The 23,728-nt window shown below is 70.5% G+C and carries 16 protein-coding genes and 1 pseudogene; 9 read left to right on the top strand and 8 right to left on the bottom strand.

Annotated elements, in window-relative coordinates; translation table 11 throughout:
- The first annotated feature begins 307 nt into the window (after positions 1-307).
- Positions 308-1,231, top strand: coding sequence for a hypothetical protein (locus tag AB0G15_RS40995; RefSeq protein WP_362850907.1), 924 nt, complete (start codon positions 308-310; stop codon positions 1,229-1,231).
- 269 nt (positions 1,232-1,500) lie between these two features.
- Positions 1,501-1,641 (top strand): annotated as a pseudogene (locus tag AB0G15_RS40990) (IS5/IS1182 family transposase); the annotation flags it as partial.
- A 19-nt stretch (positions 1,642-1,660) separates the two neighbouring features.
- Here the strand turns inward: AB0G15_RS40990 and AB0G15_RS40985 are convergent.
- On the bottom strand, positions 1,661-2,425 hold the full coding sequence (locus AB0G15_RS40985; RefSeq protein WP_362850905.1) for an ABC transporter permease: 765 nt from the start codon (positions 2,423-2,425) through the stop codon (positions 1,661-1,663).
- The gene (locus AB0G15_RS40980; protein WP_362850903.1) at positions 2,422-3,378 is read right to left on the bottom strand and encodes an ABC transporter ATP-binding protein; all 957 of its coding nucleotides are present in this window, start codon (positions 3,376-3,378) and stop codon (positions 2,422-2,424) included. Before AB0G15_RS40980 ends, AB0G15_RS40985 begins: the two co-directional genes overlap by 4 nt.
- 110 nt (positions 3,379-3,488) lie before the next feature.
- Between AB0G15_RS40980 and AB0G15_RS40975 the strand changes: the two genes are divergently transcribed.
- From AB0G15_RS40975 to AB0G15_RS40965, 3 genes are all read left to right on the top strand, one after another.
- Positions 3,489-4,598, top strand: a complete 1,110-nt coding sequence (locus tag AB0G15_RS40975) for a histidine kinase (protein WP_362850901.1) — start codon at positions 3,489-3,491, stop codon at positions 4,596-4,598.
- Positions 4,595-5,245, top strand: a complete 651-nt coding sequence (locus tag AB0G15_RS40970; RefSeq protein WP_362850900.1) for a response regulator transcription factor — start codon at positions 4,595-4,597, stop codon at positions 5,243-5,245. Before AB0G15_RS40975 ends, AB0G15_RS40970 begins: the two co-directional genes overlap by 4 nt.
- Positions 5,246-5,384: 139 nt before the next feature.
- A complete protein-coding gene (locus AB0G15_RS40965) occupies positions 5,385-7,658 on the top strand; it encodes a serine/threonine-protein kinase (RefSeq protein WP_362850897.1) in 2,274 nt (757 codons plus the stop codon).
- A gap of 156 nt (positions 7,659-7,814) precedes the next feature.
- Here AB0G15_RS40965 and AB0G15_RS40960 read toward each other — a convergent pair whose 3' ends face one another.
- Positions 7,815-8,693, bottom strand: coding sequence for an alpha/beta fold hydrolase (locus AB0G15_RS40960; protein ID WP_362850895.1), 879 nt, complete (start codon positions 8,691-8,693; stop codon positions 7,815-7,817).
- Positions 8,694-8,742: 49 nt separating this feature from the next.
- Positions 8,743-9,348 (bottom strand): GNAT family N-acetyltransferase, encoded by a 606-nt coding sequence (locus AB0G15_RS40955; RefSeq protein WP_362850893.1) that lies wholly within the window; start codon positions 9,346-9,348, stop codon positions 8,743-8,745.
- Positions 9,349-9,479: 131 nt separating this feature from the next.
- On the opposite strand from AB0G15_RS40955, the gene AB0G15_RS40950 reads away from it, so the two are divergent.
- A complete protein-coding gene (locus AB0G15_RS40950; RefSeq protein ID WP_362850892.1) occupies positions 9,480-10,445 on the top strand; it encodes a GntR family transcriptional regulator in 966 nt (321 codons plus the stop codon).
- A gap of 183 nt (positions 10,446-10,628) precedes the next feature.
- On the top strand, positions 10,629-11,330 hold the full coding sequence (locus tag AB0G15_RS40945; RefSeq protein WP_362850891.1) for a 2-phosphosulfolactate phosphatase: 702 nt from the start codon (positions 10,629-10,631) through the stop codon (positions 11,328-11,330).
- A gap of 63 nt (positions 11,331-11,393) precedes the next feature.
- Here the strand turns inward: AB0G15_RS40945 and AB0G15_RS40940 are convergent, their stop codons facing one another.
- Both AB0G15_RS40940 and AB0G15_RS40935 read right to left on the bottom strand, forming a co-directional pair.
- Positions 11,394-12,269: an AEC family transporter gene (locus tag AB0G15_RS40940; RefSeq protein WP_362850890.1), complete on the bottom strand. Its 876-nt coding sequence runs from the start codon at positions 12,267-12,269 to the stop codon at positions 11,394-11,396.
- 95 nt (positions 12,270-12,364) lie between these two features.
- Complete coding sequence (locus tag AB0G15_RS40935) at positions 12,365-12,664, bottom strand: NUDIX domain-containing protein (RefSeq protein WP_362850888.1); 300 nt, start codon at positions 12,662-12,664, stop codon at positions 12,365-12,367.
- Between AB0G15_RS40935 and AB0G15_RS40930 the strand changes: the two genes are divergently transcribed.
- Entirely contained in the window at positions 12,657-12,962 is a 306-nt protein-coding gene (locus AB0G15_RS40930) for a hypothetical protein (protein WP_362850886.1), read from the top strand. The genes AB0G15_RS40935 and AB0G15_RS40930 overlap by 8 nt on opposite strands.
- A gap of 1,337 nt (positions 12,963-14,299) precedes the next feature.
- On the opposite strand, the gene AB0G15_RS40925 is transcribed toward AB0G15_RS40930, so the two are convergent.
- Together AB0G15_RS40925 and pulA are read right to left on the bottom strand one after the other, a co-directional pair.
- On the bottom strand, positions 14,300-15,907 hold the full coding sequence (locus AB0G15_RS40925) for an alpha-amylase family protein (protein WP_362850884.1): 1,608 nt from the start codon (positions 15,905-15,907) through the stop codon (positions 14,300-14,302).
- A gap of 91 nt (positions 15,908-15,998) precedes the next feature.
- Positions 15,999-21,881 (bottom strand): pullulanase-type alpha-1,6-glucosidase, encoded by a 5,883-nt coding sequence (pulA, locus tag AB0G15_RS40920; RefSeq protein ID WP_362850883.1) that lies wholly within the window; start codon positions 21,879-21,881, stop codon positions 15,999-16,001.
- A 367-nt stretch (positions 21,882-22,248) separates the two neighbouring features.
- On the opposite strand from pulA, the gene AB0G15_RS40915 reads away from it, so the two are divergent.
- Positions 22,249-23,541, top strand: a complete 1,293-nt coding sequence (locus AB0G15_RS40915) for an extracellular solute-binding protein (protein WP_362850881.1) — start codon at positions 22,249-22,251, stop codon at positions 23,539-23,541.
- Positions 23,542-23,728 lie beyond the last annotated feature (187 nt).

Raw genomic sequence — 23,728 nt, 5'->3', positions numbered from 1 at the left:
CCGCCGAAGAAAACAAAAAAAAACACCCGCCCCCCCCCCACCCCCCCGCCTCCGCCCCCCCCGCCTCCACCGCCGGGGCCCGGCGCCCCCCCCGGCCCCCCGCGCCCCCCCACGACCAGACCGGCGGGAACGGCATCCGGCCGCCGGCGCGCTCGGTGCGGGACATGTGGAGGAGGGATTTACATTTCGCGATCAGAGATGGACCACCAGGTTGTGGAATCATCCGCATCCGCAATACACCCGGTGATTTGAGTGGAGGTAGCGAGTTATGACAGGCCCACACATAACGTCGATCCGGGTGCCTGCAATGGCCTGGCTGGAGTGGAATCCCGACGGCGACGACTTCCCGCGCTGGTCCGAGGCGCGCAACGTGATAGGGACGACCATCCGCTGGACCGAGCCGCAGCTGCTCTGGGATCGGCGAACCAGCAACGTCCCATCGATCGCGGGCAACGGCACCGACACCGTCATGGCGTGGAAGGGCTCCGGTCACGACGAGCACATCTGGGTCTCGCGGCTGCAGCGGCTGCCTGACACGATCCCAGGCGGCACGCAGTACGCCTGGGGGCCGTACGTCCCAGCGGGAAACGGCCACCGCACCTTCAAAACCAAGAATTTTCCTACCATGGTTCAATACAGCGGTCGGATGTTCATGTTCTGGAAGACGACCCCGGATGCCGCTGCAGGCGACGGCGGCACCTCTATGCGCTGGTCGGAGCTACGTGGTGACACGTGGGTGCAGCCAGGCGAGGGGAACCCGCCCACTCCCGCATGGTGGCTCCCGGACATCCGCACCGAGGACGGCGTCGCGGCCACGGAGCACCAGGGAAAGCTGTACATCGCCTGGCGCGACGAAGGAACCAAGGAGATCCGGCTGGCGCACTGGGACGGAGCGCGTTTGTCGGACCCGATTTCCTTCAACGATCATAGGGTCACCAGCAAGGTTCCTGCCCTCGTGTCCGATGGCAGACATCTGCACATGGCCTGGCGAAGCGTCGACAACAACGACATCTGGTGGTCGACGTTGGAGGGGCCCCCACAGTACCTGCCCGTAGGATGGACCACTGGCAGCCCGGCGCTCGGCCGGACGAACCGGGGCCTCGTGATGGTCTGGGTCGGCAGTGACGACAACTTTCTCTGGTGGTCCCAGTTCCAGAACGGACAGTGGAGCGGTCAGCAGCGGTTCACCGACCGGCACATGAACCTTGACCTGCGGGTCAGTCTGGCGTAGCACCAGCAGTGTGACCACTCGCGGCTCCCCATGTCGCTGGTTCCCGGATGACACAGGGATGTGTGTTCAGAACCGACGGCTACTTGATGTGTGCAAACCCGGGTCACCCCGGCATGCTCGCTCCCGCGTGCCGGAAGAGGTCGACTCTCCTGATTTCATGCTGCGGACCGGCTGCGGCGACGACGCCACCCCTTCTCCGGGAAGCAACTCCATCAGCTTCTCCGGGAAGCAACTCCATCAGCGCCGGACTCTTCATCGGGGGTTGAAGAACAGTCGAACGCTGTTTCCAGAAGATCAAGACCTGGCGCGGCCTGACGACCCGCTACGACAAAACCCCGGAAAGCTACGAGACCGGACTCCACCTCCGAGGCTCGATCATGTGGCTGAAGCCCCTCACCTCAACCACATGATCCGAACTCTGAACAGTTCCTAGTCCCAGCGGAAGAACACGGCCGCGACGACGCTGCCGAACACGACGCAGGCGGCGAGGCCGATCAGGTTGGAGGCCTCGACGGGGGCGCCGATCCAGGCGGCCGACAGGGCCTGGCTTCCGGCGCCGAACGGCAGCCACTGCCCGATCGTCGTGATCACCTCCGGGAGGCTGCCGCGCCCGCCGAACATGCCGCCGGTGGCGCCCAGGACGAAGAAGACGCTCAGGCCGATCGCCACGGAGGAGTTCGGGGTGGGCGACAGCGCGGCGACGATCAGGCCCACGGCGTACATGGCGGCCACCGTCAGCGCCAGCACACCGAGCGCCGCGCCGACACGCACCGGAGGGTTGGCGTCGAACGCCAGCAGGGCCAGGAGCCAGGCGGCCGCGATGCCGACGGTGATCTGCAGCGCGCCGGCGGCCGCCTGGGCGACGAGGACCAGCGCGGGCGAGGCGGGCGTCACCCCGAGGCGTCGCAGGATGCCGCTGTGGCGGTAGTAGGCCAGGAAGCTCGGCATGTTGACGATGCCGGTCGTGGCCACGACCATCGTGAACACCAGCGGCAGCACGTAGACGTCGAACGCCGTGCGGCCGTGCGCGTCCGTCTCCCGGCCGGCGGACGAGGCGTTCATCACCAGGATGAGCATGGGCATGCCGATCGGCACGATCAGCCCGGCGGTGTCGCGGGCGACCACCTTGAGCTCGCAGACCAGCAGTGCGGCCCAGGCGCGCGGGCCGGGGCGGTGGACGACGATGTCCGTCATCGGACCGTCTCCTCCCAGGTGTCGAGCCTGGTGTCGAGCCGGTGCCCGGTCAGGACGGCGAAGGCGTCGTCCAGGCCGGCCTGTTCGCTGCGCGTCCCGGTCGCCACGACGCCGGCGCGGACGAGCGCGACGCTGACGGCCTGGAGCAGGTCACCACGGCCTTCGACGACGACGCGGTCGCCGTCGGCGCGTACCCGCTCGACCTCGTCGAGTCCTTCGAGCAGCCCGCCCGGTACGGGGCCGGCCGTGCGGAAGGTGACCCTCTGGGCGAACCCGGCCCTTCGCACGAGTCCGGAGGGCGAGTCGAGGGCGATGACCCGTCCCTCGTCGAGCAGCGCGACCCGGTCGCACAGTCGTTCGATCTCCTCCATGGAGTGGCTGACGAGCAGGACGGTCACGCCGGACTCGCGCAGCCGCTCGAGGGTCGACCACATCTGGCGGCGCGCCTCGGGGTCGAGTCCGGTGGTGAGCTCGTCGAGGATCACCACCCGGGGCCGCCCGACGAGGGCGAGCGCGATCGACAGCCGTTGCTGCTGGCCGCCGGAGAGATTCTCGAAGCGGGTGCGGCGGGAGGCGGTCAGGCCGACCGACTCGATCAGGTCGCCGGTCGGCAGCGGGTCGCGGTAGAAGGTCCCGTACAGGCGGACCAGCTCGGTGACCGTGAGCGCGGAGTGCAGGGTGGCCTCCTGCAACTGGACTCCGAGGACCTGGCGCAGCCGGGCCCGGTCGCGCCGGGTGTCCAGGCCGAGCACGCGGGCGGTGCCGCGGTCGGGCCGCCTGAGCCCGGCGATCAGCTCGACGGTGGTGGTCTTGCCGGCTCCGTTGCGTCCCAGGATGCCGAAGATCTCGCCGGTGGTGACCGAGAGGCTGACCTCCTCGACGGCGACCTTGGCGCGGTAGCGCTTGTGAAGACGGTCCGCCTCGACGGCGGGAGGTGACGTTGTCGCATGCATGCCGTCGACGTTAGGAAGGGCGAGCCCCTGGCGCCTGTGCCGATGGTCAGCATCGGCACCCATGACTTTCGGCACCTCGGCGCGGATGCGAGCGCCAGTAAAGTGATGGTATGCGGCGAATCGAGCCGGACGTGTGGGCAGGGCTGGCGGTGCTGCTGGTGTGCCTCGCGGTGGGCACCCCGATACTGCTCGGCGCGGCCGGTACGTGGGTGCCCCGGCCGGTGTGGGGCGCGCTGTTCGTGGCGCTGCTGGTCACCTCGCTGACCGCCGTGCTCTGGGAGGACTGCCGGCGAAGGCGGGCGTGGGCCTGCTACGGCGCGGCCGTCGTGCTGGGGTGGCTGACGATCCTGACGGCGCCCGGCGCCGGGTGGCTGCCGATCCTGCTGGTCTTCGTCGCGGCCCTGGGCGCGTACATCGCGCCGCCGTGGGCGGGCCCGCTGGTGGTCGTGCTCAACACCGCCGTCATCGCCGTGACGGCGGGCCTCGCCGGCGCCCCCTTCCCCCAGATCGGCCTCAGCGCGCTGCTGTACCTGCTGATCCAGACCGCGACGCTGCTGAGCTCGCTGGCGATCATCCGGGAGCAGCGGATGCGCCGCGAGCTGGGCGAGGCGCATCTGGAGCTGCGGGCGGCGAGTGTCATCCTGGCCGACACCGCACGCGCCCACGAACGCCTGCGCATCGCCCGGGAACTGCACGACCTGATGGGGCACCAGCTCACGGCGCTCACCCTGGAGCTGGAGGTCGCCCGGCACCGCGACGGCCCCGGCGCGCGCGTGCACATCGAACGCGCCGACCGGGTGGCGCGGGACCTGCTCCGCGACGTGCGCACGACCGTCGGGCAACTGCGCGCCGACGCGCCCGATCTGCGCGAGTCCCTGACCGCCGTGGTACGCGACATTCCCGGCCTCGAGATCGGCGTGTGGATCGACGACGACGTACGCCCCACCGAGGAGGTGACCATGACGCTCATCCGCGTCGTCCAGGAGATCGTCACCAACACCGTCCGGCACGCGGACGCGACCTCGCTGCGCATCCGGATCGAGAGCACACCGGACCGGGGCGTGAGGCTCACCTCCGTCGACGACGGGCGCGGCAGTCCTCAGCTGCGGCCGGGCAACGGACTGCGCGGCCTGAGCGAGCGGATCGACGCGGTCGGCGGCGACGTGCGGCTCGACGGCAGCGACGGTTTCCGCGTCACCGCCAGGGTGCCCGCGCGGTGATCCGGGTGATCGTGGTCGACGACCAGACCCTGGTGCGGCAGGGCATCCGCAGCCTGCTCGACCTGACCGACGACATCGAGGTGGTGGGGGAGTCCGACGACGGCATGTCCGCGCTGGCGGCGATAGAGGAGCGCGCCCCCGACGTCGTCCTGCTCGACCTGCGCATGCCCCGCCACGACGGCATCTGGGTGCTCAGGGCGTTGCAGGAGCGCGCGGGCGGCTCGCCGCCGGTGCTCGTGCTGACCACGTTCGACAACGACACCCTGGTGCTGGACGCGATGCGGGCGGGGGCATGCGGCTACCTGCTGAAGGACGTGACGCTCGAACGGCTGACCCGGGCCATCCGCGTCCTGGCCGACGGGGGGACGCTGATCTCGCCGTCGATCACCGATCGGCTGCTGCGCGCGGTGCACCGCCGCCGGCCGGCGGACGACGACGATCTGCCCGCGATCCAGCAGCTCACCGAACGGGAGGTGGAGGTGCTGCGGCTCGTCGCGGAGGGGTACAGCAACCGCGAGATCGCCCGGGCCCTGTTCCTGGCAGAGGGCACGGTGAAGAACCACGTCTCGACCGTGCTGCTCAAACTCGGGGCGCGCGACCGGACCAACGCGGTGCTGCGCGCCCTGCACGCCAGCATCCTCGATTGACAGTTACCGGCCGGTATTTGGCGCAATTTGCTGATACTGGCATGCTCTTTTCCGGGACCCGGCTGCCCGGAACCCGGCGCCCGCGGCAGGGTGCCGGCCGCCGGACCACTCGGGCGGGTTCGCGGCGGGGAGGAGCACGATGGCCGGTACGGAGCTCAGATCCGGCGACCCCACCGCCTTCGGGCCGTACACGATCGAGGCCAGGCTCGGCGAGGGCGGGCAGGGCACGGTCTACCTCGGCCGTGACCCGGCCGGAGAGCGCGTCGCGGTCAAGGTGCTGCACCCGAGGTTCGCCGCCGACCAGGTCGCGAGGGCGCGCTTCCAGCGGGAGATCGCCGTCGCCCGGCAGATCGCCGAGTTCTGCACCGCCCGGGTGCTCGACGCGGGGGAGAGCGACGACCACCTCTACGTGGTGAGCGAGTTCATCGACGGGCCGTCGCTGCAGCAGTCCGTCGAGAGCGAGGGGCCGCGCGACGGCGCCGCCCTGCAGCGCGTCGCGATCAGCACGGCCACCGCGCTCGTCGCCATCCACCAGGCGGGGATCGCGCACCGCGACTTCAAACCGGCCAACGTGCTCCTCGGCTTCGACGGCCCGCGGGTCATCGACTTCGGCATCTCCAAGGCGCTCGACGCCGGGCTCGCCCAGACCAGCGGCGCCGTCGGGACCCCGACCTACATGTCACCCGAGCAGATCCACGGCCGGCCCGCCGCCGCTCCCTCGGACGTGTTCAGCTGGGCGGTGACGATGGTGTTCGCCGCCACCGGCAGCCCCGCGTTCGGCCGGGACACCATCCCGGCCGTGCTCCACCGCATCCTCAACGCCGAGCCCGACCTGTCGGGGGTGCCCGAGGGGCTTCGGCCGCTGCTGAGTGCCTGCCTGGCCAAGACACCCGGCGACCGGCCGACCGCACCCGACCTGCTGTTCCGACTGATCCGCCAGCCGTCGGCGGGCACCGCCACACCACCGCCTCCGCGGCTTCCAGGGACCGGGCACCCGGTACGGGGCCAGCAGCCGCCGTCCCTGACCCCGCCCCCGACCTCGCAGCCGCAGTCGCATTCGCTGTCCCCGCTGCCCCCGGCCCCGCAGCCGCAGCCGCAGCCGCCGTATGCCGGGCAGCCACCGACCGGTCCTGTCCCCGCTCCGGGGCAGCGGCGACCGTCGGATCCCGGGATGCCCGCCTTCCCCGGTGGGTCGTGGGAGGAATCTCCCGGAGCGACCGTGCCGGGAAGGGCCGGACGGTCGCGCCCGTGGTGGATCGGGGCCGCCGTCGCCGCCACCGCCGTCGCGGTCTCCGCGGGTGTCTTCGTGCTCCCGCCGCTGCTGGCGGGGACGGGGGAGGAGCCCGTGGGTCCCACCCCCCTCGCGCTGACCGGCTCCCCGCAGGTCTCCGGAGAATCCCCCTCGCCCGGAGAATCCGCGTCTCCCAGCGGGTCCCCGTCTCCCACCGCCACCCCCACGTCCGTCACCGGAAACTGGAAGAGCGCGCCGGTCGGCGGCCCGCTGCGCGGCCATCGCGACGACCTGCAGTCGGTGGCGATCGCCCGGGTGGACGGCAGGTCCGTGATCGTCTCCGGCGCCAACGACCGCACCGTCCGCCTGTGGGACCTGACCACCCGCAGGCCGCTGGCCACGCTCACCGGGCACACCAACTGGGTGCGCTCCGTCGCGGTCACCGAGCTGGACGGCAGGACGATCGCGGTGTCGGGCGGCGACGACGGCACCGTACGCCGCTGGGACCTCGCCACCCGCAAGCCGGTCGGCAGGCCCTTCGACGCCGCCGTGCCCGTCTTCTCCCTCGCCCTGGCGACCCTCGACGGCGAGCCCGTCGTGGCGACCGGCGGCCGCGACGGGAGCCTGCGCCTGTGGGACCTGAGGACGGGCGCCGCGATCGGCAAGGCCCGCCGCGCCGCCGACGGCGCCGTGTTCGGCCTGGCCACCGCCGAGCTCGACGGCGAGCCCGTCGTGTTCACCGGCGGCGGCGACGGTACGGTGCGCCGCTGGCCGCTCCGCTCGGGGCCCGGCGAGACGATCCTCACCCAGCGGGGCCAGGTCACCGCCGTCACCACGGCCGAGCTGGACGGCAGGCTCGTGGTGCTGTCCGCCGGCGGCGCGCAGGACATCCACATCGACGACGCCGCCGGCGCCGGTGAGGTGCGCCCGCCCATCCGGCACCACAGCGGCTGGGTCTACTCCCTGGCCGTCGGCCGGGTGGGGTCGCTCACCGTCGTCGTCTCCGGCAGCAACGACTCCACCGCGCGGGTCCACGACCTTGGCACCGGAAAGCCGGCGGGGCGGCCGTTCAAGGCCCACGACCACAACGTGTTCGCCGCCGCGGTGACCGAGCTCGGCGGGCGCCCCGTCGCGGTCACCGGAGGCGGCGACGACACCGTCCGCGTCTGGCGCCTGGGCTGACCGGTGCCCCGGTGCCCCGGTGCCCCGGTGCCCTGGGCTCCGGGTGTCCTGGTCCCTGGTTTCACGGTCCCCGGGTTTCCCGGGGGCCCGCTCCGCCTCGCCGGAACCCCCGCTCACCGGCCGTACGCGACTGTTCCGGGAGCGTGCCGCGCCGGGTCAGCGACCGGCGGCGAGCTCAGAGAAGATCTCCACCAGTTCGGGCCGGTCGAACGGGCCGACATGGGGGGCCGCGACGCTTCGCACGTCGGTCGGGTTGTCCGGAGTGAGGCGGTCGGCCTCCTCGATGAACCGGTCCTGCAACGCGGGCGGGATCAGCCGGTCGAGGGTGAAACGCACGTAGGTCCGGGGAATCCGGCCCCAGGTGTGTGCCTCGCCCCGGGCCTCGGCCAGCGGGATGCCGGCGGTCTCGTCCGGCTCCAGCACGCCGAGCAGCCGCCGCACCCCCTCGTCGGTGAAGTCCCCGGCGAGGGTGTCCTTGACGGCGTGGAACACCGCCGGGTCGGCCGAGCGCCAGTTGAGCCGGGTCACCCCCAGGACCGCCGGATCGGCGACCACGGTCTCGGCGATCCGGGGGAGCAGGCTGTCGCCGTTCTCCGGTGTCTCGAGGTAGGCGGTCATGTTCGGCAGGTCCACGCAGCAGTACGCCGCGACGTAGACGACCCGCTCGAGCAGTTCGGGGACGGCGTTGCCGACCCTGCTCACGGTGACGCCGCCCTGGCTCATGCCTGTCAGGATCACGGGTCCGTGGCGGCGGGCGCGGCGCACCACATCCACCACGCGCTCGACGTGGTCGTCGATGGTGATCTTGGCGAGCGGTGACGGTTCGGTCGCCAGCTCCCCGAGGTCCTGCGGGGCCTGGTACGAACGGGGATAGAACGCCTCGGCGCCGTGTCCCGGAAGGTCGACGGCCACGCACCGGTGCCCGCGCAGGGTGAGCTCGGCGGTCAGCCCGGAGGCCCAGGCCGACGAGGAGTGGGTGCCGTGGACGAACACCAGGATCGGCTGCCGCCGATCGGCGTCGCGGTTCGTTGTCATTGAGGTTCTCTCCTTCTGCTTGTTGGACCTGCTTGTTGGACGGGGGCGGTCAGCGGTGCGGCGGGCGCCACATCGGCCACAGGGGCGGGCTGTCCACCACGCGGACCGGCCGGCCGCGATCCTCGAATCCGTGCCGCAGGTAGAGGGCGCGGCTCCGGGGTGAGCTCGCCTCCAGATACGCGGCGAGCCCGTCGGCGTCCGCTCGCTCCAGCCGGTGCCGCAACATCGCCGAGCCGAGCCCGGCGCCCTGCCGCCCGCCGACCAACCCCATGCACGGGAGGTAGAGGTACGGTTCGCGGTCGGGGTGCCGTGGGGCCAGCGCCCGGCCCAGGGCCAGTAGTCGCGCGCCGCTCTCCCCGAAGACCGTCTCCCGGCCCGTCGCGTCCGAAGGCTCCTCGTGGGGCGCCTGGCCCGCGGCCGGCGCCAGCCACACCGAGGCGCCCTCGCGATTGCCGGCCAGGTACGTCTCGGCGGCGGGATGGGCGAGCAGGGGGCGGTAATAGTGCTCCTGGAGACGAGCTCGCGGGCCTGCCTCGGGGAAGAGCCAGCGGACGAGGGGGTCGTTCGTGAACGCCTCGGTCAGGACGTCCAGCACCGCCTGCCGGTCCGCGTCATCCGCCCGCCGCACGGATGCGTACGGTGTATCGACTGTCATGGGTACAGCGTATGAAGAGGGGCGAACAAACGGGCATTTTTTGGGGTTGTAGCGATCTAAAGTGAACTGGTATAGAGGGATTGAACTAGTACACTCTTGGCGATCGGCAACCACGGGGAGATCGGGGATCCATGTCGTCGTCAACGCAGCGGCCGGAACCGCCGTACCGGCAGATCGTCGCGGAGATCCGAGCCCGGATCCTGGCCGGCGACCTGCGGCAGGGAGAGCGGGTGCCTTCCATCAGGGAGATCGCCCGGCGGTGGGGCGTCGCGGTCGCGACCGCGACCAGGGTGATGGCCACCCTCCGAGACGAGGGGCTGGTCGAGACGAGGGTCGGCGCCGGCGCGGTGGTCGGCGCCCCCACGGGCCGGAAGCAGCCGGTCGGCATGGCCACTCCCCCCAGGCCACGGCGGGCGGGCGTTCCCAGGCAGGCACTGAGCCGGAGGCTGACTCTCCGCGCCGCCATCGCGATCGCCGACACCGAGGGGCTCGACGCCGTGTCCATGCGGCGGCTCGCGGCCGAGTTCGGCGTCGGCCCGATGTCGCTGTACCGGCACGTTTCGAGCAAGGAGGAGCTGGTGACGCAGATGACCGACGAGGTCTTCGGCGAACCGGAGCTTCCCGTCCCGGGGCCGGACGGCTGGCGGGCCAAGCTCGAGCTGATCTCCCGCCTGCAGTGGGAGCTGTGCCGCGGACACCTCTGGCTGCCCAGGGCCGTCTCGTTCGTTCGCCCGTCGCTGGCGCCCAACGTGATGGCGCACACCGAGTGGACCCTGCGCGCGCTCGACGGGCTCGGGCTGCCCATGGCGACACGGATGCGCGAGGCGCTCACGCTGCCCGCGCTGGTCATCAGCATCGCGCTGTCCATGGCGGACGAGGTCGAGGCCGAGCAGGAGACCGGTGTGACGCTCGACCGGTGGTGGCTGGCACAGCGGGAGCGGGCCGACGAACTCCTCGACTCCGGGCGGTTCCCTCTGCTGGCCACGCTCACCGGGGAGGAGGTGCCGGACGTGGACGGACTGTTCGAGTACAGCCTCGCGTGTCACCTCGACGGGTTCGCCGCCCTGGTGGAGGATCGGGCCCGGACGCGCTCCTGACAGCTCGTTCCGAGACGGAGGTCACGGTGAAGGTCGTCCCGGCTGCCCGGAATCGAGCAGGCGTGCCGTCGCGGACCGCTTTCGCGACACGGGACGGCCGGAGCCGTCGCGTTCCGAGACCGTCGATGTGACGCGTATCACTCTCCATGGGCCTCGGGCCGGGCATGCGCGATCATGACCGGAATGGACACTCGTTTCCTCGGTACCGCCGATCTGGTCGAAACCCCGTCCGTGGCGGTCGTGGTCGACGTCATGCGTGCTTTCACCGTGGCCGCCTGGGCCTTCGCCCAGGGGGCGGAAAAGATCGTTCTTGCTGGGTCGCTGGACGAAGCCCTGGCGCTCAAGGCTCGCCACCCGGACTGGGTGGCACTGAAAGACGGTCCGCCCGCGCCCGGATTCGACGCCGTCAACTCGCCGGGCCTGCTGCGGTCTGTCGACCTCGGCGGACGGACCGTCGTGCAGAAGACCACGGCGGGGACAGTCGGCGCCCTCGCGGTCAAGGAGGCGCCGCTGGTGCTGTGCGCCGGCTTCGTGGTGGCGGAGGCAACGGCTCGGCTCCTGCGGACGCGCAAGGGTGACGGTGTCACGTTCGTGGTCACCGGCGACGACGGGCGGGCCGACGAGGATCTGGCGTGTGCCCAGTACATCGCCCGGAGGGTCACCGAGGCCGGGACGGACGCCGCCGAGTTCCTCCGCCGCGCCGCCGGCTCGCGCGCCGCCGCCGAACTGGCGCAGGGGGTGCGTCAAGGAGCCCATCCCGATGACGTCGCGCTCTGCCTTGAGGTCGACCGGTTTCCCTTCGCCATGGTGGCGACCCTGGAAGGCTCGCTCATGGTCCTGCGTCCGCACGCGATGCCTTCGCCGGCCGGCGAGGAGCCGGTCTGATCGCACGGCCATCACCGGTCGGCACGCCGTTCGTCGTGAGGCGAGTCGTAAGGCGGCTCCGGATCACCCGGCGCCCAGCAGGGCGATGACGGACAGGGTGCCCAGGGACAGGACGCTGGAGACGAGGATGGCGTCGCGGGGCAGGTCGGTGGGGCGGCCGTACTCGGCGGCGTAGACGTAGGTGTTCTGCGCGGTGGGGAGCCCGGCGAACAGGACGGCCGCGAAGAGCGCCGGGCCGTCGAGGCGCAGGAGGAAGCGCCCGGCGAGGAAGGCCACCAGCGGCTGGAGCAGCAGCTTGAACGTCACCGCCGGTGCCGTCGCGCGCCAGGAGACGGCGAAGCCGTTCAGGGACATGCCCAGCGAGAAGAGCGCCAGGGGCACCGCGGCGCCGCCGAGGATCTCCAGGGGCCTCAGCGCGAGGCCGGGCAGCCGCAGGCCGAGGGCCGACACGCCCAGGCCGAGGAACGAGGCGATCACGATCGGCGTCCGCAGCGGGGCGAGGAAGGACGCGCGCCCGGCCCCGAGGCCGAGGAAGATCAGCGGGGAGACCATCAGGACCTGGAAGATCAGGACCGACACCACGAACGTCGCGTCGTTCAGGACGTACAGGCCGACGGGGATGCCGAGGTTGCCGGCGTTGACGTAGGACGACGACATCGCGGCGAGCACCCGTTCCGGCAGCCCGCCGCGGAACAGCGCGAGCGCGAGCAGGCCGACGGCGAAGGTGCTGACCCCGAAGGCGAGCAGCGGGCCGGGCTGGATCCGGTCGAGCGGGGTACGGCTGAGCGTGGTGAACAGCACCGCGGGCATCGCGACGGTGAACGCGAACCGCGTCAGCGCCTGCCGGGCCTGGTCGCTCGCCCACTCCAACCGGGCGGCGAGCCAGCCGAGGGCACCGATACACCATATGGGGATAAATGCTGCGATAACCGACTGCACCTGGCATACCGTATCCGGGCCCTCGCGCTCCCCGGCGAGCCCGATCCCCGGACCGGTACCGGACGCAGCTCAGTCGATATGCGGGTACGTGCCGTTCAGGTAGTCGTTGAGCTGGCGCCACTGCGTCGGGTGGATATCGAGGGTCTGGAGGTCTTTGGGCGCCACCATTGGACGTCGCTGGCCTCGTCGTTGGCTCCCGGTCGGTCGCCGACCGGCCGGGCGATCAGCATCACCTCGTACTCCTGGCGAACCTCCCCATCGGGGTAGGCGACGATGTGGCCGGGGTCGGAGTAGATCCCGAGCATGCTTACCGGCTCGACGGTGATCCCGGTTTCTTCCTTGGTCTCGCGTACGGCGCACTGCGAGGGCGTCTCGCCGATCTCCATCTTGCCCATCGACACCGCCCAGGAACTCCGGGCTCAACTGGAGCGGCAGGGAATCGCAGCCGACATCCACGACGGGTACGGGCTGGCGCTGGTGTCGGCCTGGGTGGGCCTGGTCACCTGGTGCAGGGACGATCGCTACTGGTGGCGTACTGGCTGGGACGCCCGACGTCACCGGCCCGTCTACGCCTGGCACCCGGCGGTGGACGCCGTCCAAGCTGCTCGTCGGATGGCGTTTCGCTATGCGGAACTGCGCGACGTCCATCCCTCGTCCGAACTGATGGCGGGGATGCGTTGTGACCCTGCTTGATGAAGTGCATAAGTCCGCACGTGGCCATGGTTCAGCGGGGTCATGTGCGGCTGGAATGGCGGCAACCGTGTGCGGACTCGGCGCTTGGGCGGGCTCGCCCGGTGCTGTAGACCTGCCTGTGCCGCGCCACGGCCTACGAGCTGTACGAGGGCGGCGGGCAGGCGTTCATCCGACGAACCGTCCAGCTCGACCGCAGTCCCGAAGTCCACGACACCTTCATCTGTTCGATCGCCGAAGCTCGGGCCGTCTGGACAGGGCTCTTGTCTGGAAGCGCCCGTCAGGCGGAGTGGCGGCGTGGGATCTGGAGGGATCCCACGCCGCCACGCTTGCTAAAGATCATCGAAGACCGCTGGACGCGGGCAAGCGCAGTCATCACTCTCCTTGCCGTGGTCACCCGGTGGCAGACCCTGACGAAGGAAGACGACGCAGTACCTCACCTATGAAGTCGGTATGGGAGGCGCCCGTAGACAATGCACTGCGTCACGACACCGACCGTGGTCGCGCGGTGCGATGAATTCTCGTTCGCTTCCACATATGAGGGCGCCTGGGTGTGGTGGCAGAATAACATGCCGGACGACGCAGGCGACTATCAGCCGAAGGGTGTCAACTATTCGGTGAAGCCCATACCGGCCGCAGAGAACAACGCATGGGGCGGATCTGAGCCAGGCGGCATCCGATCTTATTATGTGTACGATCGTGTGCTGGACGGGACGCCTTCTTCGTCCGCCTGTACAACAAAGAAGGCGTCCGAAGGAATCATTGGTTCTGGGCAACGCAACAAACTAGGGTTTTTCTAAGATGCAGGGTGTGGTCTCGTTCTGAAGACTGCACCCTGCATCATCAATGGGACGTGAGGAGTTTGAATGTCACAACTAGTCGATCGTCTTCACGAGACCATTACGGTGGAGCGGAGTCAATTCATGCTGAGAGATCAGGACGGCACCTTGGACGAGCCGCCGGGCTGGCTTAGCGTGGAGGAGGTCTCGGGGCGTCTTGGCCAAGACTCCTGGTTCGAGGCCACCTTGAATTGGGCGGTAGTTCTGAGTAGTGACGGATGGCACGAGACTCAGGTCGTCCTGGAACTGTGGGATGACTACCCTCCCGATACCGCTGGCTCTTGGGAAAGGAGTAAGATAGCCTCTTTTTATTCCAGTTCCGGTCTCGTCTACTTGAGTGAGTTGTACGGTAGCGGGCCCCCGCCTGAGCCCTTGGACCTGCGCAGAGACGCTGACGAATGGAATATCAGAGCAAGTCGTCGTCCGGGAGAGGGCTGGATCTGGTTGGAAGAAGATTCTCCTCCACAAGGCGTTGAGGAGTGGTGTATCCAGTTCTGGCCGCTACGGGGCCTGGACGCTGACCTTACTGACGCTTCCCGTAGAACAGCGGACTCTCCCAGTGTCCAAAGGTACCTCGAGACCCTGTCCAGGATTGGGACCTAACGATGCAGGTTCCGCTGTTTCTTTGACGTTCTGACCCCAGTTCGTGGTCACGGTCGCGTTGAACGTGGTGGCGACCTGGCCGGGGTTCACCGTCGGGCTGGGGCCGGGGCCCGAGGCGCCGGTGTGGACGGCGACCGCGCCCCTGGCCGGGACGGTCACCGAGGCCGAGCCGTCCGGACCGACGGTCACCGAGCCGCCGCCCGCGACGTTGGCGTAGGTCCCGGCGGGCAGGCCGGTGGCGAAGGTGCGGGTGACGCCGCCGCCCCCGTTGTTGATCGCGACCCAGCCCTTGGCGCCCCGGCTGAAGGCGATCACGTTGTCGCCGTTGTCGTACCAGTTGCCGACCGAGGTGCCCTGCACGGCGCGGTTGAAGCCGACCATGCCGTTCATCTGGCGGTGGAAACAGGTCCACCGGCCGTTGCCGCAGTTGACGTCGGTGGCGAAGCCGCCGCCGGCCGACGGCGGGCCGGCCTCGCCGTCGCTCCAGGTGAACCCGGAGTAGACCCTGGGCGTGCCGTACGGCCAGGCGAGCATGAAGACGTTGGCCAGCCGGTAGGCGTCGCCGTACTTGTAGTTCATGGTCGAGCCGTTGCGCTCGGTGTCGTGGTTGTCGACGAACACCACGGCCTTGTCGCCGGGCACCGACAGGCCCCAGCTCTGCCCGAAGGACCGCAGGTTCCTGATCCGGCCGCCGTTGAACTGCTCCTTGAGCTTGCGCCCGTACACGAACTCGTGCACGTCGCCGATGCCGGTGTACTGGCTCGGGCTGATCGCCTCGCCGTCGCCCTGGATGACCTCCTGGTGGATGTACGGCGAGCCGGTCAGCCTGCCCTTGATCGCGGCCAGGTCGCCGGGGTTGATGTGCTTGGCGGCGTCGACGCGGAAGCCGTCCACGCCGAGGGAGGTGAGCTTGTTGAGGTAGCCCGCGATCTGGTCGCGGACGTACTCGGAGCCGGTGTCGAGGTCGGACAGGCCGACCAGCTCGCAGTTCTGCACCCGCCGGCCGTCGCCTGTGTAGTCGGAGCCGTTGATCGTGCAGGTGGGGGAGTGGAAGTCGGCGGCGGAGTAGAGGCCGGGGTAGTCGTACTTGCCGAAGCTGTAGCCGCCGTAGCTGGTGCTGCCCTGGCCGGTCATGTGGTTGACGACGGCGTCCGCGTGGACCTTGAGCCCGGCGGAGTGGCAGGCGTTCACCATGTTCCTGAACGCGTTCTCGTCGCCGAACTTGCTGGTGAGGGTGTAGCGGGCGGGCTGGTAGACGTCCCACCAGACCGAGCCGCCCCGGGACATCGAGTCGCTGGGCGGGGAGACCTGCACGGCGGCGTACCCGGCCGGGCCGAGGACGTCGACGCACTCTTTGGCGACGGAGTTCCAGTTCCAGTTCCACAGCTTGACGATCGGGCCGGGGGTGGGCGGCGCCGCCTGGGCGGGGAGCGCGCCGGGCACCAGCACGGCGGCGCTCACCAGAGCGCTTAGCGCCGTGGCGATGACGACTCTGTAGGGTTTCACGGGTAGGGGCCTCCAGGATCGATGGACGGGTTCCCTGGCCGGGCCGGGTGCTGCAACACCCGGCCCGGCCGCCTTTCCGGGGTGTGCGGAGTCAGGGCTGGACGAAGACGGCGACCGTGCGGGCCGGGACCGTCAGCGTGCCCGTGGCGGAGTCGAACGCCGACCGCTTCACGACGGCGTCGTCGCCGGCCGCCTGGACGGGGTGGAGCGTCACCTGGGCGCCCTTCAGCGCGGCGACTGTCTGCGGCCGCGCCTCGGGGGTCGCGTTGAAGACGACGGTGACCGACTTCCAGCGCGGGTCGATCCCCGTGGCGTCCAGGTGCATGGTCACGACACCCGGGGTCTCCGAGGCGCCGCTCGTCGGGAAGGTGAGGCGCCTCTGCACCTCGGCCAGGGTGGCGAGGCCGAAGACCGGCGAGGAGGAGCGGATCCTCAGCAGCTCCCCGTACCGGGCGCGGGCCGCGCCGATCGCCGCGCAGTCCGGCTTCAGCGCCGGGTCGGCGAGCAGCGGCCTGGCGTACTGCCACTTGTCCTCGTTGTCGGGCCTCGGGGGGAGCCCGGCGCCGAAGCCGTTGCCCGCCGAGCAGTCCCACAGCAATCGGTTGAACCAGTCGCCCGAGTCGTAGGAGTTGCGGTCGAGCGACTTGGACCGCAGCCGCTCGCTGCCCGCGTGGATGAACGAGGTGCCCTGCCCGAGGACGGCCGTGGCCAGCGAGAGCGACTGCATGCGCACCCGGTCGGCCATCGCGGTCGCCGGGGGCAGCTTGTACGCCAGCGCGTCGAACAGCGTCTCGTTGTCGTGGGCGTCCACGTAGGTGACGATCTCGCCCGGCGCGGCGGCGTATCCGGCGGGGGAGCCGTTGTAGCTCACCTGCGAGCCCTTGACCTGCTCGCCGCCGGAGGCGGTGAAGGTGTAGTCGCGGAGGTTGCCGGCGAGCCCGACCTTGATCAGGTCGTGGTAGTTCAGCAGCCGGGACCTCTGCTGCGCCTCGTCGCCGTTGGCCGGTGAGCCGTTGGGCGCCCCGGCGAGCCCCGAGCCGAAGCCCTGCACGCGGGGGTCGGCGTCGAACGGGCCGCCGCCGCGCACCGCGTCGCGCAGCCGGTCGCTGAAGGTGCCGATCCCGGTGCCCGCCATGTTGGCCTGGGTGGCCTGCTCGAAGCGGGCGTCGTCGGCCACCTCGCCGAAGTTCCAGCCCTCCCCGTACAGGATGATCGACTTGCCGTCGACGCCGTCGCGGGCGACGGTCAGCCTGTCGAGGGCCGCGCGGACCGCGACCATGTTCGCCTTCGGGTGGTGGCCCATCAGGTCGAACCTGAAGCCGTCCACCTTGTACTCGCGGGCCCAGGTGACGACGGAGTCGACGACGAGCCTGCCCATCATGGCGTGCTCGGGCGCGGTGTTGGCGCAGCAGGTGGAGGTGGCCACCGTGCCGTCGTCGAGCAGCCGGTGGTAGTAGCCGGGCACGATGCGGTCGAGCACCGAGGCGGGGTCCTGGCCGGCGGCGTGGGTGTGGTTGTAGACCACGTCCATCACGACCCGCAGCCCCGCCCTGTTCAGGCCGCCGACCATGCCGCGGAACTCCCTGATCCGCGACGACCCGTCGGGGTCGGCGGCGTAGGAGCCCTCGGGCACGGTGTAGTGCAGCGGGTCGTAGCCCCAGTTGAAGGAGTCCTTCGCCGCGGTCCTCGCGACGCAGGCCTGCTGCTCCTCGGAGTCGGGGGGCATCGAGGCGAGGTCGCAGGAGGGTTCGGTCCGGTCGGCCTTCCTCTCGGGGACGGTCGCCATGTCGAAGACGGGCAGCAGGTGTACGTGGGTCAGCCCGTCCCTCGCCAGCCCGCGCAGCTCCCTCATCCCCGCCGAGTCGCCGGTGAACGCGGCGTACGTGCCGCGCTCGGCGGCCGGGACGGTCGTGTCGGAGGCGGAGAAGTCGCGCACGTGCAGCTCGTAGATCGACGCCTTCTGCTGGGGGACGGCCCTGGGCTTGGCCAGGGAGGACCAGCCGTCGGGCCGCAGCGCCCGGTCGGACAGGTCGGCGAGCTGGCTGCGGCCCGAACCCGCCGACAGCGACAGGCTGTAGGGGTCGGTCACCTCGTTGACGACGACCTTGCCCTCGCCCGGCGCGTAGACCGTCACCAGGAAGGTGTAGTAGCGGTCCTTCCAGTCCCGCTGTCCCCGCACCGACCAGACGCCGGTGTCGTCGTCGCGGCGCATGGGGTGGACGGCGCGCCTCCCGCCGGAGGAGTCGCGGTAGAGCGCCAGCTCGACCTTGCCCGCGGTCGGCGCCCAGACCGACAGCCGGGGCGTGCCGCCGCTCCAGGAGGGGCCGAGCTCGGCGGCCGCCGCCCCGGGGTACAGGTCGTCGAGCAGGCCGGGCAGCTGCACGCCGGTGGCGGCGAGCAGCGCGCCGGTGGCGTCGCGCTCGACGGCCACGACCTGGCCACGGGTGGCCTCGCGCACCAGGTCGGCGTCGCGCGGGTCGACGGTGAACGCGGCGTGCCCGGCCAGGTGCGGCCACTTCTCCTTCTGCGCCTCGGTCAGCGTGCCGGGCGCGAGGCGGATGAGTTTGAGGTCGCCGGTCAGGTCGCCCTTGTCGTAGGTGATGCCGCCCTTGGCGGAGAAGGCCAGTGAGTGGCGGTTCGCGGTCGAGGGGTCGATCTTCCAGGCGACGGTGGCGCGGTCGATCCAGTGCGCCGACGACTTCGACAGGTCGGCGTCGGCCCCGCGCGCCGAGGCCTGGGGCAGCAGGTGGCCCTCGGTGGCCGCGACCCGCCACACCTCGTGGCCGGTCGCGGTCAGGTCCAGCGACTGGTCGTCCGGCAGGTCCTTGGTGTCGCCCTTGTGGATGATGTAGTTCACGGTCTTGGCCCCCTCGGTCAGGGGGACGCGGAAGTGAACGCCGAACCCGTCCTCGCCCGCGGGCGGCAGCGGCGCGGCCCACTCGGTGGGATTCGCCACGTCGCCCCACAGATGAAGTCCCCAGCCGTCGTAATTCCCGTCCGGCCGGTGGTAATGCAGGATCGCGACGTTCTCGGCCGCCGCCCGGGTCGGGTGGACCTTCGCCACGCCCGAGGCGACATAGGCGTCGGGCTGCAGCGCCGGGGTGAACGACTGGTCGGGCCCGGGGTCCTTGGTGTCGCCCTTGTGGACGATGAAGTTCGCCGGAAGGGAGGCGTCCTTCAGCGGCACCCTCCAGAACGCGCCGTAGGAGTCGACGCCGTCCGGCGGGCGCGGCGCGGCCCAGTCGGTGGGCACCCCGTCGGCGAGCCCGTCGCCCCACAGGTGCAGTCCCCAGCCGTCGTAGTCCTTGCCGGGGCGGCTGTAGTGGACGGTCGCGTACCCCTGGGCCGCCGCGCGGGACAGGTAGGTGTCCGGTTTCCCCTTCGCCAGCCAGACCTCGCCGTTCCTGGCGGGGTTCACGATCCGGTCGCCGCCGTCCTTCTCCTCGCCCCTGTGGGCGATGATCCCGACGCTGGTGGCGCCCGGCTTGAGCCTGATCCAGGCGAAGCGGCCGTAGGAGTCCTCGCCGGTCAGCGGGAGCGGGGTGGCCCACTCGGTCGGGTTCTCCACGTCGCCCCAGACGTGCAGGCCCCAGCCGTCGTAGTCGGCGGCGTTTTGGCGCTGGTAGTGCACGACCAGCCAGTCGCGCCCGACCGCGCCGGGCTCCTCGGGGGCGGGCGCGGCGCCGACGGTCGCCTGCGCGACCGCCGAGGCGAACCGGCCCGCGGAGTCCTTCACCACGGCCTTGTACGAGACCTTCGTGCCCGCCGCGATGCCGCGCAGGTCGTGGAAGACCCTGAACGTCCTTGAAACGGAGCTCGAAGGGGCGTCGTCGGTGCCGATAGCCCTCCAGGGGCCCTCACCGGCCTTGGCGGCGAAGGTGACCTGGTCGAAGCCGGTGCCGGGCACGGTCGCGACGACCGGGATCCGGCCGTCCTCGGCGGTGCCCCTGATCTCGGTCCCCGGCAGGGCGATCGAGACGGCCGGTGCGGCGACCGGCGCCTTGAGCCTGGCCGGCGCCTTGTAGACCACCGCCGACAGGGCGGGGACGGTGAGCGCCAGCTTCGTGTCCGCGCCGGTGGTGAGCGTGGCGGCGCCCTCGCCGTACACCCTGGTGAAGGCCGCGCCCGCCGAGAAGGTGGGCACGCTCGCGGTGGCGGGCCGCTCGGTGTTGTTGACCGCGACCAGATACTCGACCTGCCGCGCGGCGTCGATCCTGGAGAAGGCGTAGACGCCGCCGGAGACCAGCCGCTCGATCTGGGCGCCGTCGGCGAGCGCCGGGTGGGCGTCGCGCAGCGCGGCCAGGGCGGAGATGCCCCGGTAGAGCGGGTGGGAGGGGACGAAGTTGTCCTGGGCGTGGGTGGAACCGGTGCCGATCAGGTCGTCGCTCAGGTAGCTCTCGGTTTTGGAGGCGAACATGGACGCGCGGGCGTCCTGGTCGCCGCCCTTGCCGGTGAAGCCCTGCTCGTCGCCGTAGTAGACGACCGGCTGGCCCCGGGTGAGGTACATCAGCTCGTGGGCGAGCAGGTCCCTGCGCAGCAGCTCCGAATCGGGGGCGCCGGGGTTGTCCTGGGCGACGAAGCGGCCGATGCGGCCCATGTCGTGGTTGCCGAGGAAGGTCGGCAGCGACGAGGCGTTGCCGTCGGCGTCGGTGTGGTGGTCGTCGCCCGCGTACAGCCGGGCGAGCCGGGAGGCGTCCGCCGTGCCGCCGGCGAAGGAGCGGGCGGCCTCCTGGAACGGGAAGTCCAGTGTGGCGTTCATGGCGCCCCGGGTGGAGTAGCGGCTGGTGAAGGCGGGCTCGCCGGAGTAGACCTCGCCGAACATGAAGAACCGCTTGTTGCCCTGCTGGGCCGCGTAGCCGCGCAGCGCCGGGGAGAACTTCTCCCAGAACTCCATGTTGACGTGCTTGGCGGTGTCGATGCGGAAGCCGTCGAGGCCGGTGTCGCGCACCCACGTCTTGTAGATGTCGGTCATGCCCTTGACGACCTCGGGGCGCTCGGTCCACAGGTCGTCGAGGCCGAAGAAGTCGCCGTACTCGTCGTTCTCGCCGCCGCTGAAGGTGGAGTCGCCCCGGTTGTGGTACATCGTCGGGTCGTTCAGCCAGGACGGGGTCTTGGCGTTCCTCGGCGCGACCGGCGTGTACGGGAACGAGCCGGTGTCCACCTTCGGGAAGGTGTCCCTGCCCGCGAAGTCGCGGTCGTCGAACGGCACGCCCCCGGTGTCGACGTACGGGTAGGCGCCCTTGGAGCGATACGAGTACGTCTTCTCCGTGTAGTCGACCACGTCGGCCGTGTGGTTGGTGATGATGTCGAAGAAGACCTTCATCCCGCGCCGGTGGGCCTCGCGCACCAGCTCCTTCATCTGGGCGTTGGTGCCCAGGTGCGGGTCGATCCTGGTGAAGTCGGTGATCCAGTAGCCGTGGTATCCGGCCGAGACGTTCGCGCCGGTCCCCTGTACGGGGCGGTTCACGAAGGCCGGGGTGATCCAGATCGCGGTGCTGCCCAGGTTCTTGACGTAGTCGAGTTTGCCGAGCAGGCCCTTGAGGTCGCCGCCCTGGTAGAAGCCCTTGTGCGTGGGGTCGAAGCCGGTGGCGAGCCGGTCGCCGGACAGGCCGCCCCGGTCGTTGCCGGTGTCGCCGTTGGCGAACCGGTCGGTCATCGCGAAGTAGAAGCGCTCGCGGCTCAGGTCGGCGCGGAGCGCGTCGCGGGCGAGGTCCCGGTCGGAGGGCTCGGCGGTGCGGCTGAGCGCCGACACCACGGGACCGGACGCGGAGGGCGTCGTGGAGGCCGGCACGGAGCCCGTGGAGACCGGGACCGAGACCGGGACCGTTGCGGAGCGGGGCGCGGACGCGGGGGAGGCGGACGCGGCGGCGGGGAGCGGGGTGGCGGCGAGGGGGGTGGCGATCAGGGTCGCCGCGAGCGCGGCCCCCGTCAGGAAGGTCGTTCTCGCGCGCCGTGGGGGGAGCGGCCAGACCACGGGGGGCCTCCACGGGAGTTGTTTCGAGGGTATTGCCCGGAAGTTACTCATCGGGAATGGTCTGTGCAATCCCTTGCGGCAATTTTCTGAATCCCGGCAATTCGCGGTCGTCCGGAAGGGGGCCCAATCGGCTGCCCAAAACGTACAAACGATGATTTTTCATCACTAAGAGGGCGATATGGCTTCTCGCCGGTCGAGGGAGATGACGGTGCGACCCTTCGACTTTGGGGGGCTTTGTAACGACTTTGCAGACTCTTGCAGAAACTTCTTCCAATGAGGTTCACGTCGGCGTAACGTCCGGCGTACTCCAGACCCGGCCGGACGGCTCTTTCGGTCCCGGCCGCCCCCTGAACACGAGGAGAAGAACATGCGGCGAGCCCTCTCGGCCGCGACGATTGTCGCGGCCCTCGCCCTGGCGGTCTCCGCCTGTGGTGGCGGTGACGCCGGTACGGCGGCCCCCACCCAGCCCGCGGCGTCGGACCCGTCGAAGATCACCGGTGAGATCACCTGGTGGGACACCGTCAGGCCCGACAGTGAGGGCCCGACCTTCCAGGCGCTCATCAAGGACTTCCAGGCGAAGTACCCGGGCATCAAGGTCAAGTACGTCAACGTCCCCTCCGACCAGGCGCAGAACCAGTTCCAGACCGCGGCGCAGGCGGGCGCGGGGGCGCCGGACGTGATCCGCTCCGAGGTCGCCTGGACCTCCCAGTTCGCCTCGCTCGGCTACCTCCAGCCGCTGGAGGGCACGCGCGCCGTGGAGAACGAGGCGGACTTCCTGCCGGGGCCGCTGAGCAGCACCAAGTACAACGGCAAGACGTACGCCGTCCCGCAGGTCACCGACACCCTCGCGCTCATCTACAACAAGCGGCTGCTCAAGGAAGCCGGGCACGAGAAGGCCCCTGCCACGGTCGAGGAGCTCAAGCAGACCGCGCTCGACGTCAAGGAGAAGACCGGCGCCAGCGGCCTCGCGCTCAACGTCGACTCCTACTTCCTGCTGCCCTTCATGTACGGCGAGGGCGGCGACCTCCTCGACGTGCAGAACAAGAAGATCACCGTCAACTCCCCGGCGAACGTGAAGGCCATGGCCACCGTCGCCGACCTGATCACCTCCGGCGCCGCGCCCAAGCCCGCCATCCAGGACAGCTACGCCAACGCGATGACCGCCCTCAAGGACGGCAAGGCCGCGATGATCTACAACGGCCCGTGGGCGCTGTCGGAGATCTACCAGGGCAAGGAGTTCAAGGACAAGGAGAACCTGGGCATCGCCCCCGTCCCCGCGGGCTCGGTCAAGGCCGGCGCCCCCACCGGCGGCTGGAACCTGGCCATCTACGCCGGTTCCAAGAACCTGGACGCCTCCTACGAGTTCGTCCGCTTCATGAGCACCCCCGAGTCCCAGGCCAAGGTCGCCAAGGAGATCAGCCTCCTGCCGACCCGCGTCTCGGCGTACGACAACCCCGACGTGCAGGCCAACAAGGACGTCTCCGTCTTCAAGCCGATCATGGAGACCGCGACCGCACGGCCGTGGATCCCCGAGGGCGGCCAGCTCTTCCAGCCGCTCCTCGAGGGCTACCAGTCGCTCGTCGGCGGCACCGCGACCCCCGAGGACATGCTCAAGAAGGTCGACGGCCAGTACCGGGGAATCTTCAAGGACTGGAGCTGACCCGTGGCGCTCTCGACCGGGCGTGTGAACGGCACGGCCAGGGACCGGGCCGCGGGGGGGGGCCCCGCCCGGGGCCGGGGGGGCCGGGCCCGGCCTGGCCGCGCCGGGGGCGCGGGGGTGGGGGGGGGGCCGGCCGCGGGTGGGCCACGGGCCCCGCCCATACGCCATCGACACCAAACTACACCAG

It is taken from the genome of Streptosporangium sp. NPDC023825, from assembly GCF_040639575.1.
Lineage (GTDB): Bacteria > Actinomycetota > Actinomycetes > Streptosporangiales > Streptosporangiaceae > Streptosporangium.
Note: the sequence above shows the minus strand (reverse complement) of the source record. Positions and strands in the feature narration are given on the sequence as shown.